This window comes from Streptomyces sp. NBC_01384 (genome assembly GCF_045040035.1).
GTDB lineage: Bacteria > Actinomycetota > Actinomycetes > Streptomycetales > Streptomycetaceae > Streptomyces.
The window spans coordinates 6,798,529-6,812,812 of record NZ_CP109559.1; the positions used below are offsets into that span (position 1 = coordinate 6,798,529).

Sequence of the window (14,284 nt, forward strand, 5' to 3'; positions counted from 1 at the left end):
TTCGCGGCACCCCCGCGGAAACCTCTCTCACGGAGACTGAATCCTATGAACGACCCTGACATCCGCGTCGAGAAGGGCCACGCCGAGCCCGAGGAAGTCGCCGCCATCACGGCCATCCTCCTGGCCCGCGCCGCCGCCCAGCCGGACACCACCCCGACTCACCGAGGCCGCCTGAAGGCCGGCTGGCGCCGTCTGGAGCGCGAGCCCGGCTTCCGCGCCCCGCACAGCTGGCACGGATAGCCTGCGGCGCTTGAACACGGGGAAGGGCCCGCTCTGTGAAGAGCGGGCCCTTCCCCATGTCGTAGGGCAAAAGAAGGGGGCGCCCTCTCCACCGAGTGGAAAGGGCGCCCCCTTCTTGCTTCTTCGCCGCGCGGACGCGCTACCGCAAGCGCGCCATCAAGGCGTGTTCCACGAGCGTGATCAGCGCCGACTTCGCGTCCGCGCGGTGGCGGGCGTCCGTCGTGATGATCGGTGCGTCGGGGCCGATCTGGAGCGCCTCGCGGACCTCGTCCGGGTTGTACGGCTGGTTGCCGTCGAAGCCGTTGAGCGCGATGACGAAGGGGAGGCCGCTGTTCTCGAAGTAGTCGACCGCGGGGAAGCAATCGGCCAGCCGACGGGTGTCGACCAGCACGATCGCGCCGATGGCGCCGCGGACCAGGTCGTCCCACATGAACCAGAAGCGGTCCTGGCCGGGGGTGCCGAACAGGTACAGGATCAGATCCTGGTCCAGGGTGATACGACCGAAGTCCATGGCGACGGTGGTCGTCGTCTTGTCTCCGGTGTGCGTGAGGTCGTCGATGCCCGCGGAAGCAGACGTCATCACGGCCTCGGTGCGCAGCGGGTTGATCTCCGAGACGGCGCCGACGAACGTGGTCTTGCCCACGCCGAAGCCGCCCGCCACCACGATCTTCGCGGACGTGGTGGAGCGGGAAGGCCCTCCGCTAGAGCTTGCGAAGTCCACTGAGCACCCTTTCGAGCAAAGTCACGTCTGGCTGGCCGCCGGCGTTCTCGTCGCCGCCGGGCTGATGGATGGCGACCAGGCCCGCCTCCGCCAAGTCGGCGACGAGAATCCTGGCCACGCCGAGAGGGATCGTCAGCAGCGCCGAGATTTCGGCCACCGACTTGATCTCCCGGCAGAGGTTGCAGATCCGCTGATGTTCGGGCAACTGGCCCTGCATCTGGTGCGGTTGTGCGGTGGTGTGCACCAGCGCCTCGATGGCGAGCTGGTAGCGGGGCCTGGTGCGGCCGCCCGTCATGGCGTACGGGCGCACCAGGGGATTGCTCGACGACCCGGCGGGGGCCGCTTCGGGGGTGCGTCGCTGCGGCTGCACAGGCTGGATGCGTGGCGCCTGGGGCTGGTCGTACGGCGAGGGGCCGGGGCCCTGGGGCGCGTACGGCTGGCGGTGGCTTGGCGCGGAGGGGAAGTTGTACCGGTTCGGGTTCTGCGAACCGTCGCCCTGGCCCTGCCCCTGGTTGGGACCGTACGACCAGTTGCCCGAAGACGAACCGCCTGGGGGTGTTGCCACTTTCTCCTCCTCCGACTGTGCCGGGACCCATCAGGTGGGACCGCGTCCCGAAACCTTACGGCCCCGGGACGCCAAAACGCACGGCTGTCTGCTAGTTGAGAAGACTCCCTTGGAGCTCCGCGCGAAGATCCGGTGTCAAGACCGTACCCGCCCGGTCGACCAGAAGGGCCATCTCGTACCCGATGAGACCGATGTCCGCTTCGGGATGTGCAAGGACCGCGAGCGAAGAACCATCGGAAATGGACATGAGGAAGAGGAATCCTCGCTCCATCTCCACAACCGTCTGGTTCACACTGCCGCCCTCGAAGATGCGGGACGCGCCCGCGGTCAACGAGGTCAGCCCGGAGGCGACGGCCGCGAGCTGGTCGGCGCGGTCACGGGGAAAGCCTTCGGACATCGCCAGAAGGAGTCCGTCGGCGGAGACCACCACCGTGTGCGACACCCCGGGGGTGTTGTCCACGAAGTTGGTGATCAACCAGTTGAGGTTCTGCGCCGCCTGGCTCATCGGGCTCACACTAACGCTCCTGGTTGTAGGTGCTGTCAGAACCGAAGCCCTGACCGTTCGTGTCACTACCTGCATTGCGTCCCTGCTGTACGCCGCGGCGCAGGTTGCTCAGCCTGCCCCGGATGTCCTCGGGAGCGCGGGAGACCTGGGGGCCGCCCTGTGGGGTCGATTCCGCGGTTCCCTCGACCAGGTTGGCCTTGGGCACCCGTCGCGGCAGACCGGACGAGGTGACCCCGCCCGCCTTGGGCTTCTTGAGCTGCTCGGCGCGCTGCCAGCGGTCGTCGTTGTTCGAACGCCAGTCGTCGCTGCCGTTGCTCGCGGTGGCCGCGGGCGGTGCCTGGACCCCCTGGGTGCCATGGTCCACGGGCCGTGGGCCGCCTGAACCGCTCGTGGTGGATCCGCGGCGCGGCAGCCCGGCGTCGGTCAGCTCGTGGGCGGCCGCGGGGGCCGGTCCGGGACGGCTGAAGCCTACGCGGTCCTGCTCACTCACGTCAGCGGCCTGCGTAGATTCCGCTTCGGGAGCGTACTCGGAACCGTAGCCGTTCTGGTACGAGTCCTGCTGCGGCCAGTCGTCCTGGCGGGACGGCTTTTCGAAGGTCGAGAAGGTGTCCGAAGCGACGCTCCGGGCTCCCGTGTGCTCCTCCTGGGCCGGCTCCGCATACGCGGGTTCCGGGTAGCCGCCGTTGGACGGGAAGTACGTCTCGTCGTACGCGGCCTGCTGCGGTTCCTCGTACGCCGTCTGCTGGTCGTACGACGCCTGCTGCTCCTCGTACGCACCCTGACCGTTGTCGTACGCGGGCTGACCGTTGTCGAAGGCCGGCTGACCGTTGTCGTACGCGGGCTGGGGGGCCTCGAAGTCCTCCTGGTACTGCGGGGGCTCGATGGCATCCGGCTGGCCGTGTGTCTGGGCCTCCAGGGCCGCACGGCGCCCCTCGCGCATCAGCGAGCGGCCGACGGGGTCCAGTTCACGGATGTCGTCGGGGACCTCCGTGTAGCGGCTGTCGTCGAAGCCGAGTTCGGCGGCGGTGCGCATCGGCTCGGCCTGGAAGGCCGGCTCCGGCTGGAAGCCCTGCTGCTCCGGGATGATCTGCGAGACGGTGAACTCGTCGCGCTGGAGCTGCTGTTCGCCGCCGCCACCACCGTGGGTGATCGCGTCGGGGAGCATGACGAGCGAGGTCGTGCCGGCCTGCTCGCCCGAGGGGCGCAGCTGGACGCGGATGCCGTGCCGGTCGGACAGCCGGCCGACCACGAACAGGCCCATGCGCTGCGAGATCGCGGCGTCCACGGTCGGCGGGTTGGCCAGCTTGTGGTTGATGTCCGCGAAGTCCTCGGCGGTGAGGCCGATGCCCTTGTCGTGGATCTCGACCATGACGCGGCCGTCCGGAAGACGGGTCGCGGTGACGCGGACCTTGGTCTGCGGGGAGGAGAACGTGGTGGCGTTCTCCAGGAGCTCGGCGAGCAGGTGCACGAGGTCGGTCACGGCGCGGCCGTGGATCTCGGCCTCCGGGACGCCGGAGAGCTCGATGCGCTCGTACTGCTCCACCTCGGAGGAGGCGGCGCGCAGCACGTCCACGAGGGGCACCGGCTGGTCCCAGCGGCGGCCGGGCTCCTCGCCGGCGAGGACGAGGAGGTTCTCGCCGTTGCGGCGCATACGGGTCGCGAGGTGGTCCAGGCGGAAGAGGTTCTCCAGCTGGTCCGGGTCGGCCTCGTTGTTCTCCAGGTCGGTGATCAGGGTCAGCTGGCCCTCGATCAGGGACTGGTTGCGGCGCGAGAGGTTGGTGAAGATCGCGTTGATGTTGCCACGGAGCAGGGCCTGCTCGGCGGCGAGTCGGACGGCCTCGCGGTGGACCTGGTCGAAGGCGCGGGCGACTTCGCCGATCTCGTCCGTGGTGGTGATGGGGATGGGCTGGATGCGGGTGTCGACGCGGCCCGGGTCGGTGCGTGAGAGCTGGTCGACCAGCATCGGCAGACGCTGCTCGGCGACACTGAAGGCCGCGTTGCGCAGCTGGCGCATCGAGCGGCTCATCTGGCGGGCCATGAGCCCGGCCAGGATGAAGGCGGCGAGCAGGGAGATGACGACGATGGCGCCGTTGATGTAGGCCCGGCGCTGGGCGTTGGAGGCGATGCTTCCGGCGTCGTTGACGGCTCGGTCGATGAGTTCCTTCTCGACCTGGCTGTAGCCCTGGAACTTGAGGGTGGCGGCGGCCATCCACGACTCGGGGGTGATGCCCTGCGTGGCGAGCTGAGCGGGCGTGGCACCGCTGGCGATCGCCTGGATCATCTTGTCCATCGCGGGCGGCGCCACGAAGGTCCCGCCCGCGGCCTCCGTCTTGCTCCTGGCCGCGGCCAGCTGGCTCTTGCCCTCGGCGGTCTTCTGCTCCATGACCGTGCTGAGCCGGGCGGCGTCCGCCTCGGTCCCACCGGAGACGTACTCCTGAAGAGCGATGTTCTCCAGGTACGCGTACGAGGCGAAGGAGGTGAGCTGCAGAGAGCGGTTCGTCGTGCTGGTGCTGGGCTTGACGAGCAGGTGGGTGCCGATCGAGCGCTGCAGCGACTCGGCGCCCTTGGCGAGCGCGACGGCGTACACCGAGCGGCCGTAGCTCGTGATGTTGCCGGTGCCGAGGCCGAGTTCGTTCGAGAACTCCATCAGGAGGTGCTCGACGGTGACGTAGCCCTCTTCGGTCTTCACCGGTTCCATGGACCGGGTGAACGCCGCCTTGCGGATCTGTTCCAGCTGGGGCTCGGCCTTCACGACCAGGCTCAGCCGGCGTTGGAGCCCCTGCTTGGCAGGCATCCCGATGACTTGCTTGTGGAAGGCGTCGGCCATCTGGTCGGTGGTCGCCCGGGCCTTCTTGACCGTGGCGTTGTTCCGGTCGCCCTTGAGCAGCGGCTCGGCGGTCACGTCGCGCTCGTTCAGCAGAGCCTCGGCGTAGTCGCTGGCGGCGGCCACGATCTTCGCCACCTTCTCCGCGTCCCGGGCCTCCTGCCAGGTGTCGATCGAGTTCTTCACCTGGAAGCCGCCCATGATGAGGCCGACCACCACGGGTATGAGCAGGATCGCGTTCAGCCTGGTGGGCACGCGCCAGTTGCGGGGGGACAGACGACCGCCGCTCGGCGCGGGCGCCGGCGTGGGCTCCGGCGCGGGCACCTGTGCGGGCGCCGCTCCGCGCGGCGGCGGGGTGAAGTTGCCCCGTGCCGACGGCTCGGGACCGTTCTTGCTTCGCCTCACTCGACCAACAACCTCTCGGCGTCGGCACCTACGTTGTGCCGCGGTGTCTCCAGCGCCCTTGACTACTGGGCAGTTCAGCGCATTCCAGCACGTCAGGCAGCGCCCTTCCAAACACTCGGAACCGACGGTTCCGAGTGACACATCCCCTAGATAAAACGGTCATAAAGAGCGAGCCCCGCCAAAAGGCGGGGCTTTTGTGAGCGCAGCGGCACCGGGTGAACGCGATGCGTGGCGGTGCCCATGGAATTCCATGTCGAAACGTTATGAACACTGTGGCCGACCGTGTCAAATGACACAGCCGGCTCCAATGTTCCTACGGCAACTGTCTTATGGAACGGTCGACTTGAATGTGGCCCAGACGCGCCACCGCGGCCGTGCTACCGCAGACGTGCCATGAGCGCGTGCTCGACCAGCGTGATCAGCGCGCTCTTCGCGTCCGCACGGTGCCGGGCGTCCGTCGTGATGATCGGGGCGTCCGGACCGATCTGAAGTGCCTCGCGCACCTCTTCGGGATTGTAGGGCTGGTGTCCGTCGAAGCCGTTGAGGGCGATGACGAACGGCAGCCCGGAGTTCTCGAAGTAGTCGACCGCGGGGAAGCAGTCGGCGAGCCTGCGGGTGTCCACCAGGACCACCGCGCCGATGGCGCCGCGGACCAGGTCGTCCCACATGAACCAGAAGCGGTCCTGACCCGGCGTACCGAAGAGGTACAGGATCAGGTCCTGGTCCAGGGTGATGCGGCCGAAGTCCATGGCGACGGTGGTCGTCGTCTTGTCTCCGGTGTGCGTGAGGTCGTCGATGCCCGCGGACGCGGACGTCATGACGGCCTCGGTGCGCAGCGGGTTGATCTCCGAGACGGCGCCGACGAACGTGGTCTTGCCCACGCCGAAGCCACCTGCCACCACGATCTTCGCGGAGGTGGTCGCCCGGCCTCCGTCAGAGCTTGCGAAGTCCACTGAGCACCCTTTCGAGCAAAGTCACGTCCGGCGCGCCGCCGTTGTTCTCATCGCCGCCAGGCTGGTGAATGGCGACGAGTCCGGCCTCGGCGAGGTCCGCGACAAGGATCCTGGCCACACCCAGCGGCATGGACAGGAGGGCCGACACCTCGGCCACCGACTTGACCTCACGGCAGAGATGGCAGATCCGCTGGTGCTCGGGGAGCAGCCCCATCAGCTGCGCGGGGTCGGCCGTAGTGCTGATCAGCGCTTCGATGGCGAGTTGGTACCGCGGCCGGGTCCGGCCGCCGGTCATCGCGTACGGACGTACCAGCGGCTGGTCGCCCTCGTCCCCGTACGACTGTGCGTACGGATCATGAGAGGCGGTGGGCGGGGTCATGAATCCTCCGGGCGGGACAGCAGGTCGGTCAGTCGTGCCGTCTGTTGGGGCCGGTGGGGGGATTGTGGCGGCCGGACGGTGATTTCGTGCAGTCTCTAGAACCAGGGCCCTTTAGTGGAGCAGACTTCCCTGGAGTTCGGCGCGCAGGTCCGGCGTGAGTACGGCGCCCGCCCGGTCGACCAGCAGCGCCATCTCGTAGCCGACAAGGCCGATGTCGCACTCCGGGTGGGACAGGACCGCCAGGGACGAGCCGTCCGAGACGGACATGAGGAAGAGGAAGCCGCGCTCCATCTCGACGACCGTCTGGGCCACCGTGCCGCCCTCGAAGATCCGGGAGGCCCCGGCGGTCAGCGAGGTCAGCCCGGAGGCGACGGCCGCGAGCTGGTCGGCGCGGTCGCGTGGGAATCCTTCGGACATTGCCAGAAGGAGCCCGTCGGCGGACACGACGACGGTGTGGGACACCCCGGGGGTGTTGTCCACGAAGTTGGTGATCAACCAGTTGAGGTTCTGTGCCGCCTGGCTCATCGGGCTCAACTAACGCTCCTGCTGGTGAGTGGGGCTGGGGAAGCTGCCGGTCTGGCCGGTACCGGCCTGTCGACCCTGCTGAATGCCCCTACGGAGATTGGTCAGTCGGCCGCGTACGTCATCAGGCGCACGGGAGACCTGCGGACCGGTTTGGTGCTGTTGCTGCTGTGCCGTGCCCGCGACGAGGTTGGCTCGCGGGACGCGGCGCGGCAGGCCTGAGGTGGTGACCCCGCCCGCCGACGGTTGACGGACGCGTTCTGCCTGCCGGACGAGGTCGTCGTTCGGCGAGGTGCGCCAGTTGCCGGTGGCCGGTGCGGCGGCCGGCCGTTGCGGTGGGGCCGTGGGGGTCCCCGGCTGCTGCTGCGAAGGCTGCGAGCCGTTGGTGCGGGCGCCGTTGTGGACGCCGTTGTGAGCTCCGTTCTGGGAGCCGTTCTGGGTGCCGTTCGCCTGACCGTGGAACCAGTTGGTCTCCAGCGTGTCGTACAACGGCGTACGTCCGTCACCGGGGCTCGTCGCCGGCGGCAGCGCCTCGGGCTCCTGCGGACGCGCGGGCCGCTGCTGCGGGTGCTGCGGCCGCTCGAACTGACCGGTGGACGAGGGGTCCTGGCGGTTGCCGTAGCCGGGCGTCGCGAACTGGCCGGTGGACGACGGGTCCTGGCCGTTGGCGTACCCCGGCCGGGCGAACTGGCCGGTGGACGACGGGTCCTGGGAGGTGTTGCCGTAGACGGGCGTCGCGAACTGGCCCGTGGACGAGGGGTCCTGGGCGTTGCCGTAACCCGGGGCGGCGAACTGACCGGTGGACGACGGGTCCTGAGCGGCCGGAGCCGTGCCCGAAGGACCGTACACGTCCGGCCGGACGAACTGACCGGTGTTCTGCCCGTTGTACTGCCCGTTGTGCTGCGGCGCGTTCGCGCCGGGGCGCGGGGCGTCGAAGTCGGGGCGGGCGAACTCCGAGGTGACGGCGGGACCCTGGCGGTCGTCGATCCGCGGCATCTCCGAGGTCGCGGCCGGGCCCTGCCGGTCGTCGATCCGCGGCATGCGCGAGGTGGCGTCGGGCTCCTCGTGACCGCGCGGGGTGTCGAGGGACGCGCGTGACACCGGCGGCTGCGCGTTGTCGTCGCTCCAGCTGGGCCTGGACTGCTGCGGGCTGCCGCCCGGCAGCTCGGCACGCGGACCACCGCGGCGCCCCGGGAGCTGCGGCCTGCGGCGGCCGCCGCCCTTGTTGCCCGAGGGCTGCTGCTGCGGGGGCGCGGCCGCGGGGCCGCTGTTGTCACCGAAGTCGAAGCCCTGTCGGGTACCGGGTCCGTCGGCGAAGCCCTGGGGCGCACCGGTTCCGGCGGCCTGCAGGCCCTGCGGGGTACCCGGCGCGCTCTGCCCGAAGGCACCCGCGCCGGCACCGGCCGGGGCCGGCCTGCCCTGCTGCGGGTTGCCCGGACCCTGGGGTCCACGCGCTCCACCCGGGCGACCGCCCTGGTTGCTGCCGGGCAGTGCGGCCCGCGGGCCCTGACCGGCGCCGACCTGTCCGCGCTGCGGCGGGGCACCGAGGAGACCGCCACCGCCGGCGGGCGCACCCGCCCCGAGGGACGGACCGCCACCCTGGCCGCCACCGCGGCGGGCCGCGGCGACACCGGCCGAGGCCTGTGCGGCGGCCGGACCACCAGACATGGGCGCACCCTGGCCCGGCTTGCCCGGAGCGGGCTTCTTGTTGCCCTGGGCGACATCGACGGGCAGCATGACGAGCGCGGTGGTGCCACCGGAATCGGACGGGCGCAGCTGGATGCGGATGCCGTGGCGCTGCGACAGCCGGCCGACCACGAACAGACCCATGCGGCGGGAGACGGAGACGTCCACGGTGGGCGGCGAGGCGAGCCGCTCGTTGATCGCGGCCAGGTCCTCGGGGGAGAGGCCGATACCGGTGTCGTGGATCTCGATCAGCACACGGCCGTCGGGCAGCGCGTGACCGGTGACCTTGACCTTGGTCTGCGGGGAGGAGAACGAGGTGGCGTTCTCGAGGAGCTCGGCGAGCAGGTGCACGAGGTCGTTGACGACCCGGCCCGCGACCTGGGTCGTCGGGACCGAGGCCAGCTCGATGCGCTCGTACTGCTCCACCTCGGAGGCGGCGGCGCGGAGCACGTCGACCAGCGGGACCGGACGGGTCCAGCGGCGGCCGGGCTCTTCACCGGCGAGGACGAGGAGGTTCTCACCGTTACGGCGCATGCGGGTCGCGAGGTGGTCGAGCTTGAACAGGGAGGACAGCTGGTCCGGGTCGGCCTCGCGGGACTCCAGTTCGGAGATGAGCGAGAGCTGACGCTGGATGAGGCCCTGGGAGCGGCGCGAGAGGTTGGTGAACATCGCGTTGACGTTGCCTCGCAGAAGGGCCTGCTCGGCGGCGAGTCGGACGGCCTCGCGGTGCACGTCGTCGAAGGCCGCGGCCACCTGGCCGATCTCGTCCCGGGAGTGCACACCGACGGACTCGACGGAGGTGTCGACGTCCTGCGGGTCGGACTCGGAGAGCTGCTTGACGAGCTCGGGCAGACGGTCCTGGGCGACCTTGGTCGCGGTGTCCTGCAGCCGGCGCAGCGAGCGGATCATGGAACGGGCCACGACGAAGGCGCCGACGAGCGAGACGCCGAGGACGAGGACGATCAGCGCACCGGAGATGATCGCCTCCTGCTGGGAGGCGTTCTTCAGCTCACGGGCCTTCTGCTCCATCTGGTTGAGCAGTGTCAGCTCGATCTTCGACATCTGCTCGATCTTGGCGGTGTCGTCGTCGACCCAGTCCCTGTACGAGCGCTTGTCCTGGGTCTGCAGACCGGTCGCCGAGTCGAGCACGCGCTTGGCGTACTGGTCGGCCGCCTGAATGGTCGGGTTGCCCTGGTCGATCGGCTTGGTGAGGTCTTCGGCCCCGGACCCGTAGATGCTGGCGAAGCTGGTGCGCTCGGAGGTCTCGCTGTCCTCCGCCGAGCTCGCGTACAGCCGGTCGTTGTCGTCCAGCTTGCCGAAGGTGGTGTTGTTCGCGGGCAGCGAGGCGGCGATGACCGCGCGCTGGACGGAGGCGTACTCCTTGGCGGACGAGAAGGCCGACAGGGCGCGGGTGCGCTGGATCATCTCCGGGTTGCTGGTCGCCTCCGCCATGTCCTGCGAGAGGTTGATCAGTTCGGTGATGAGGCGGTGGTACCCGTCGACCGTCTGCGAGGCGTTCTGGGAGTCGGTGTAGGCCGTGCTGCGGATGGTGCCGAGCTTGTTCAGCTCGGCCGCGATGGCCACGAGGCTGTCGCGGACGCCGGTGAGCTGTCCGTTCGCGCTGGCGTCGTCGACTTCCTGGGTGCCCGTGAGGAACTGCTTCTTGGCGACGTCCGTCGCGTCGCGGACTCCCTTGACCGTGATGTCGGTGGGCTTCGCGTTGTGCGAGAGCGGCCCGGCCGACTCGTCGCGCTCCTTCTGGAGCGCGGCGGCGAGCTCGGTCGCCTGCTTGGTCATGTCGGTCAGCAGCTTCATGTTGTCGAGCTGCTGGATGCTGTCCAGGGACTGGTTGATACGCAGGCCGCCCAGCGTGGTCGCGGCGACCACGGGGAGCGCGAGCAGCGACACCAGACGCGTGGAGATGCGCCAGTTGCGCAGCGCTACTCGGGAGCCGGGGCCCGGGGGGCTCTTCGGCTTCGCGGGTGGTGTGTCGGGAGCCGTCGCGCCGGAGCGCGCGGAGCGCTCACCGCCGCCGCCGAGCTCTGATTGTCCCGGGTTCTGGGCGTGCTGGGGCGAGGAACCGCGGTCGGTCCCGCCGCGCGGCTCCGGCTCCGCCGAAGCGCTGCCATCCCTCTTGAAACGTCCCTGCACTAGCGTCGCAACCTCTGGACCAGGCGCCCCTCCGCGAAAGCGGCGGGACGGTGTCGGCGTCGTTCAGGGGCGCAGATGCGCCCCCCGGTGTGGTCGTGAGTGACCGGCGCTGCTTCACCTTCCCACCGCCACTCGGCGCTGAGTCGCGCCCCTGTGCGCCGGTTCGATCCCGCGGCGGTCCGTGGAATTCCAGCACAGTGCAGGATCTCCAACAAGGCCCGAGTACCAGGCTGTGACCTCCGTGACAGCTTGTGAGGGCCGCGTTACGAGACGTAGAAAGTGATCTCGTACATAACGGGCGTATGCCTACGAGCTGTCGGTGCACGAGGGGTGTCCCAGTCGCGATGATCAGGAGCGGAATGTCGGGTTCAGTGAAGCAATGTCCGTTTCGCCGGGGTGAGTTGGCGGCCTGAATTGACCGGTTTGCCTGCTAGTAAGTGAGCAAACTCACATGGCGATCACGGGGTCTTCACGGCTTCGACCGGGAATTGCATGTTTAGCCTGACGCTTTACAGGGATGGCAAATCCGACAACCTGCGCCGATACGGAGGCCTTTGAGCCCGCCCGGCGCCCACCATGACGAGGTCGAGTACAACAGTGAAGACGACGATGATGTTCCGCAACATAGCCAACCCGCGACGCACCACGCTGGCGCACCTCAAGGACGCCGACGCCCTGCAGACGCCGCAGCAGCCGGAACACTCGGTCGACCTCCCCACCCAGACCGCCAACCCCCGCCGGACCATCCTGATGGAAGCCCCGGCCACGACCTCCGCCGCCGAGTAGTACGGACGCGGACCGCCCCGCGCTCACCGCGCCGACGCCCGGCCGGCGCATATACGCGAAGCTCGCACCCCTCCCCGCGTTAGCCTGGAGCGTCAGACTTCAGCCAGCTCAGTGAGGGGCGCAAGGATCCCGTGCGCATCGCCAGGTTCTCCATCGACGGCAACGTCGCTTTCGGCGCGGTCGAGGGCGACAAGCCGGACGAGCTCGTCCTCGACATCATCAAGGGCATCCCGTTCGCGGACTTCGAGCTCTCCGGTACGAAGGTCCCGCTGAGCAAGGTGCGGCTGCTGCCGCCGGTGCTCCCGAACAAGGTCGTGGCCTTCGGCCGTAACTACGCGGAGCACGCGAAGGAACTCGGCAACGAGGTGCCCGACGCCCCGTTCGCCTTCTTCAAGCCGTCGACCTCGGTGATCGGCCCCGGCGACGAGATCCAGTACCCCTCCTTCTCCAGCGAGCTGCACCACGAGGCCGAGCTGGCGGTGGTCATCGGCCGCATGTGCCGTGAGGTCCCGCGCGAGCGCGTCAAGGACGTCATCCTCGGCTACACCTGCGCCAACGACGTCACCGCCCGCGACGTCCAGAAGCGCGAGAAGCAGTGGGCCCGGGCCAAGGGCTTCGACAGCTCCTGCCCGCTCGGCCCCTGGGTGGAGACGGACCTCGACCTCGCCACGATCGCCGAGGGCATCACCATCCAGTGCACGGTCAACGGCCAACAGCGCCAGCTCGGCCGCACCAGCGAGATGATCCACTCCATCGAGGACCTGATCGTCAACATCACCGAGGCCATGACGCTGCTCCCCGGCGACGTGATCCTCACCGGCACCCCGGCTGGGGTCGGCCCCCTGAACGTCGGCGACGAGGTCGCCGTCACCATCGAAGGCATCGGCACTCTCACCAACAAGGTGATCAAGCGTGGCTAACGCGAACGTCCGCGTACGTTTCTGTCCGTCCCCGACCGGCAACCCCCACGTGGGCCTGGTCCGCACCGCCCTGTTCAACTGGGCGTTCGCCCGGCACCACGAAGGCACTCTGGTCTTCCGCATCGAGGACACCGACGCGGCCCGCGACTCCGAGGAGTCGTACAACCAGCTGCTCGACTCGATGCGCTGGCTGGGCTTCGACTGGGACGAGGGCCCAGAGGTCGGCGGTCCGCACGCGCCGTACCGCCAGTCGCAGCGGATGGACATCTACAAGGACGTCGCGCAGAAGCTCCTGGACGCCGGTCACGCGTACTACTGCTACTGCTCGACGGAGGAGCTGGACGCCCGCCGCGACGCCGCCCGCGCCGCCGGCAAGCCCTCCGGCTACGACGGCCACTGCCGCGACCTCACCGACGAGCAGAAGGCCGCCTACGTGGCCGAGGGCCGCACGCCCATCGTCCGCTTCCGGATGCCCGACGAGACGATCACCTTCACGGACCTGGTCCGCGGCGACATCACCTACCTCCCGGAGAACGTCCCGGACTACGGCATCGTCCGGGCGAACGGCGCGCCGCTCTACACCCTGGTCAACCCGGTCGACGACGCTCTGATGGAGATCACCCACGTCCTGCGCGGCGAGGACCTGCTCTCCTCGACCCCGCGCCAGATCGCCCTCTACAAGGCGCTGATCGAGCTGGGCATCGCCAAGGAGACCCCCGCTTTCGGCCACCTCCCGTACGTCATGGGCGAGGGCAACAAGAAGCTCTCCAAGCGCGACCCCGAGTCCTCGCTCAACCTCTACAGGGAGCGGGGTTTCCTCCCCGAGGGCCTGCTGAACTACCTCTCCCTGCTCGGCTGGTCGCTCGCGGCGGACCGCGACATCTTCACCATCGAGGAGATGGTCGCCGCCTTCGACATCGCGGACGTGAACCCGAACCCGGCCCGCTTCGACCTCAAGAAGGCCGAGTCGATCAACGGCGACCACATCCGCCTGATCGACGTGAAGGACTTCACCGAGCGCTGCGCCCCCTGGCTGCGGGCCCCCTTCGCCCCCTGGGTGCCGGAGGACTTCGACGAGGCGAAGTGGCAGGCGATCGCCCCGCACGCGCAGTCCCGCCTGAAGGTCCTCTCCGAGATCACGGACAACGTCGACTTCCTGTTCCTGCCGGAGCCGGCCTTCGACGAGGCGTCCTGGGCCAAGGCCATGAAGGAGGGCTCGGACGCCCTGCTGCGCACGGCCCGCGAGAAGCTGGACGCCGCCGACTGGTCCTCGGCCGAGTCCCTCAAGGAGGCCGTCCTGGCCGCCGGTGAGGCGCACGGCCTCAAGCTCGGCAAGGCCCAGGCCCCCGTCCGCGTCGCCGTCACCGGCCGCACGGTCGGCCTGCCGCTCTTCGAGTCCCTGCAGATCCTGGGCCAGGAGAAGACGCTGGCCCGCATCGACGCGGCACTGGCGAAGCTGTAGCCACACGTCGTACGACGAGGGGGCGGCGTCCGGTTCGGACGCCGCCCCCTCGTGGTGTGCCGGGGCGCCACGCCCGGCCCGACTCCCGCCCGTGGGAGCGGTGTTCGAGGCCGTCGCCGACGGCCGGCCGATGATCGGCAGCCCGGGCTTCTGCGGCGGCGCCCG

At 69.3% G+C, this 14,284-nt stretch carries 12 protein-coding genes; 4 read left to right on the forward strand and 8 right to left on the reverse strand.

Annotated features, from left to right (window positions below; all coding sequences use genetic code 11):
• Positions 1 to 45: 45 nt before the first annotated feature.
• The gene (locus OG747_RS31220; RefSeq protein ID WP_405882714.1) at positions 46 to 240 is read left to right on the forward strand and encodes an acyl-CoA carboxylase subunit epsilon; all 195 of its coding nucleotides are present in this window, start codon (positions 46 to 48) and stop codon (positions 238 to 240) included.
• A gap of 139 nt (positions 241 to 379) precedes the next feature.
• Here the strand turns inward: OG747_RS31220 and OG747_RS31225 are convergent, their stop codons facing one another.
• The 8 genes from OG747_RS31225 to OG747_RS31260 all read right to left on the reverse strand — a co-directional run bounded on the left by OG747_RS31225 (position 380) and on the right by OG747_RS31260 (position 10,951).
• Complete coding sequence (locus OG747_RS31225) at positions 380 to 961, reverse strand: ATP/GTP-binding protein (protein WP_030793786.1); 582 nt, start codon at positions 959 to 961, stop codon at positions 380 to 382.
• Complete coding sequence (locus tag OG747_RS31230) at positions 942 to 1,526, reverse strand: DUF742 domain-containing protein (protein ID WP_405882715.1); 585 nt, start codon at positions 1,524 to 1,526, stop codon at positions 942 to 944. Before OG747_RS31230 ends, OG747_RS31225 begins: the two co-directional genes overlap by 20 nt.
• Before the next feature lie 91 nt (positions 1,527 to 1,617).
• Complete coding sequence (locus OG747_RS31235) at positions 1,618 to 2,031, reverse strand: roadblock/LC7 domain-containing protein (RefSeq protein WP_030948713.1); 414 nt, start codon at positions 2,029 to 2,031, stop codon at positions 1,618 to 1,620.
• Positions 2,032 to 2,041: 10 nt separating this feature from the next.
• Positions 2,042 to 5,260 (reverse strand): nitrate- and nitrite sensing domain-containing protein, encoded by a 3,219-nt coding sequence (locus OG747_RS31240; RefSeq protein WP_405882716.1) that lies wholly within the window; start codon positions 5,258 to 5,260, stop codon positions 2,042 to 2,044.
• A gap of 377 nt (positions 5,261 to 5,637) precedes the next feature.
• Entirely contained in the window at positions 5,638 to 6,213 is a 576-nt protein-coding gene (locus OG747_RS31245; protein ID WP_028802395.1) for an ATP/GTP-binding protein, read from the reverse strand.
• Positions 6,194 to 6,592: a DUF742 domain-containing protein gene (locus OG747_RS31250; protein WP_010984128.1), complete on the reverse strand. Its 399-nt coding sequence runs from the start codon at positions 6,590 to 6,592 to the stop codon at positions 6,194 to 6,196. The genes OG747_RS31245 and OG747_RS31250 overlap by 20 nt, the downstream gene beginning before the upstream one ends.
• 111 nt (positions 6,593 to 6,703) lie before the next feature.
• Positions 6,704 to 7,117, reverse strand: coding sequence for a roadblock/LC7 domain-containing protein (locus OG747_RS31255; protein WP_010984127.1), 414 nt, complete (start codon positions 7,115 to 7,117; stop codon positions 6,704 to 6,706).
• A gap of 9 nt (positions 7,118 to 7,126) precedes the next feature.
• Positions 7,127 to 10,951: a nitrate- and nitrite sensing domain-containing protein gene (locus OG747_RS31260; protein WP_405882718.1), complete on the reverse strand. Its 3,825-nt coding sequence runs from the start codon at positions 10,949 to 10,951 to the stop codon at positions 7,127 to 7,129.
• A gap of 597 nt (positions 10,952 to 11,548) precedes the next feature.
• On the opposite strand from OG747_RS31260, the gene OG747_RS31265 reads away from it, so the two are divergent.
• From OG747_RS31265 to gltX, 3 genes are all read left to right on the forward strand, one after another.
• A complete protein-coding gene (locus OG747_RS31265; protein WP_405882719.1) occupies positions 11,549 to 11,737 on the forward strand; it encodes a hypothetical protein in 189 nt (62 codons plus the stop codon).
• Positions 11,738 to 11,868: 131 nt separating this feature from the next.
• Positions 11,869 to 12,657 carry a fumarylacetoacetate hydrolase family protein gene (locus tag OG747_RS31270; protein WP_405882720.1) on the forward strand — a complete coding sequence of 263 codons (789 nt, stop codon included), beginning with the start codon at positions 11,869 to 11,871 and terminating at the stop codon, positions 12,655 to 12,657.
• Entirely contained in the window at positions 12,650 to 14,119 is a 1,470-nt protein-coding gene (gene gltX / locus OG747_RS31275) for a glutamate--tRNA ligase (RefSeq protein ID WP_405882721.1), read from the forward strand. The genes OG747_RS31270 and gltX overlap by 8 nt, the downstream gene beginning before the upstream one ends.
• Positions 14,120 to 14,284: the final 165 nt, after the last annotated feature.